The sequence below is a fragment of the Brevibacillus borstelensis genome, from assembly GCF_003710865.1.
GTDB lineage: Bacteria > Bacillota > Bacilli > Brevibacillales > Brevibacillaceae > Brevibacillus > Brevibacillus borstelensis.
In genome coordinates this window covers 1-2,034 of sequence record NZ_RHHO01000083.1, presented here as the reverse complement: position 1 = coordinate 2,034, position 2,034 = coordinate 1, and the positions used below count along the sequence as shown (strand labels likewise).

The following is a 2,034-nucleotide window of genomic DNA, read 5'->3' as shown; positions in this document are numbered from 1 at the left end:
GACGATGTACGAGGATGAAACGAGGCCACCGTTGATTTCCGTGAACATTCTGGCTGTCGTCCCCATGATTTCCTCGCGCTCGGGAAGTGTAAGCTGTTCATGGAAAAAGATGACCTGCATCAGCTGCTTGCTTTCTTCGGAAACCGGGGTGCGCTTTGAGTCAACGATCGGACTGCCGAATGCCCCCAGCTCGTCGGCCAGAACCAATTTGCCTTCCATATGTACTTCTCTGCCGTTTAAGCCCTGGTAAACATCCGTGGCCTGTCCCAAGCGGCAGACGACGTCTCCCTGTATCTGTGCTTCATCATATATACCGTAAGGCAGGGCTTGCAGAATGGAGAAAAAATTGTTTACGTCGACAGCGCTGTTGATCCAAAAGAAGGCATTCCCTTGGAGGAGTCTGCGCAGCAGCGCTTCCGAGGAGGGGCGATAGCGGCCCGGATCTATGCCGAGGCGTTTAAATGCCGAGCGCCAGTGCTGAACCCCTGCGATTTCCGTAATTTGCGACAGCTCGTGCTCCAGACGCAGCGACTCCACAAATAGATTAATCCGTCCCTGAAGCATTTTTGGAGAAGTGCTTACGGTAACGTCTGTATAATGAATAACTCCCAGCGAAAACGAAGGAAGAATCCCGGCTACCTCTTTGGCAAGCCGTACCTTCATGGCGATCACTCCCTGCGTACAGCATTTTTTGGTAGTATAGCAAAAAAATTTTGTGATCGCGACTATCCTTCGATACAATAAGAAGAAGACAGGAGGGATTCCCTGACGATGCGTGAAGTTACGATATATACCGACGGAGCATGTTCCGGCAATCCCGGCCCAGGAGGCTGGGGAGCCGTGTTGATGTATGGTGAACATAAAAAGGAGATGTCCGGTGCCGAGCAGGGAACGACCAACAACCGGATGGAGCTGAAGGCCGCGATCGAGGCATTGTCCGTCCTCAAGGAGCCTTGCAAGGTCACTCTATATAGCGATAGCGCTTATTTGGTAAATTGCTTTCAGCAAGGCTGGTACAAGGGATGGCTGCGAAACGGATGGAAGAACAGCAAGAACCAGCCAGTGGAAAACCAGGATTTGTGGAAGGAATTGCTGCGGCTGATGGAGATTCATACCGTTCAGTACGTCAAGGTAAAAGGGCATGCAGACAATGAATGGAACAACCGCTGCGATGAGCTGGCAACAGGAGCGATCAAGAAGCTGTGAACGAGCGCCAATACTGGGAAGACACAAAGCAGGCCATCATCCGCTATGCCAAGGAAATGGGGATAGACAAGATCGGTTTTGCCAGCGCTGACCCGTTTCTTACCTTGAAGCAGCGTCTCGTAGAGCACCGGGAAAAAGGCTATGAATCCGGCTTTGAAGAGCCGGATTTGGACAAACGAACCGAGCCTTCGCTGAGTTTGGAAGGGGCTCGTTCCATCATCTCGATCGCACTGGCTTATCCATCCAAGCTGAAGAATCCGCCCAAGTCTGAGCCGGGGGCGTATCGAGGAATTATGTGCCGAGCAGCCTGGGGGACCGACTACCACCATGTCCTCCGGGAGAAGCTGGACAAGCTTGCTGATTACATCAGACAACTGGAGCCGCATGCCCGGCTTGAGTCCATGGTCGATACCGGAGCGCTTTCGGATCGGGCGGTCGCCGAAAGAGCCGGCCTCGGCTGGGTGGGAAAAAACTGTGCGCTCATTACCCCTGAATTCGGTTCTTGGGTTTATCTAGGCGAGATGCTGACCAATCTTCCGCTGCCACCGGATACACCGGTAGAAGAAGGCTGCGGCGACTGCAATCTTTGTGTGGAGGCGTGCCCGACCGGGGCGCTTGTTCAGGGAGGACAACTGGACTCGCAGAAATGCGTAGCCTTTTTGACACAGGTAAAGGGTTTTATTCCCGATCAGTACCGAAGCAAGATCGGCAATCGATTGTATGGCTGCGATACTTGCCAGACGGTTTGTCCCAAAAACCGGGGCCTGCATTTTGAGCATCATCCCGAGTTTCAGCCGGACCCGGAGCTGGCCAAACCATTGCTGCTGC

Annotated in this window: 3 protein-coding genes; 2 read left to right on the top strand and 1 reads right to left on the bottom strand. The window is 53.2% G+C overall.

The annotated features are described in order from the left end of the window. On the bottom strand, positions 1-663 hold a 663-nt coding region (locus EDM54_RS25725), incomplete at its 3' end, for a B3/B4 domain-containing protein (protein ID WP_122959085.1). A gap of 108 nt (positions 664-771) precedes the next feature. Here EDM54_RS25725 and rnhA point away from each other — a divergent pair. Together rnhA and queG are read left to right on the top strand one after the other, a co-directional pair. Next, a complete protein-coding gene (gene rnhA, locus EDM54_RS25720; RefSeq protein WP_003392226.1) occupies positions 772-1,206 on the top strand; it encodes a ribonuclease HI in 435 nt (144 codons plus the stop codon). Further along, on the top strand, positions 1,203-2,034 hold an 832-nt coding region (queG, locus tag EDM54_RS25715; protein WP_122959084.1), incomplete at its 3' end, for a tRNA epoxyqueuosine(34) reductase QueG. The genes rnhA and queG, both read left to right, overlap by 4 nt.

What these genes read in the sequence shown, in the direction of transcription:
- rnhA (WP_003392226.1), top strand. Translation starts at nt 772, where the DNA reads ATGCGTGAAGTTACGATATATACCGACGGAGCATGTTCCGGCAATCCC.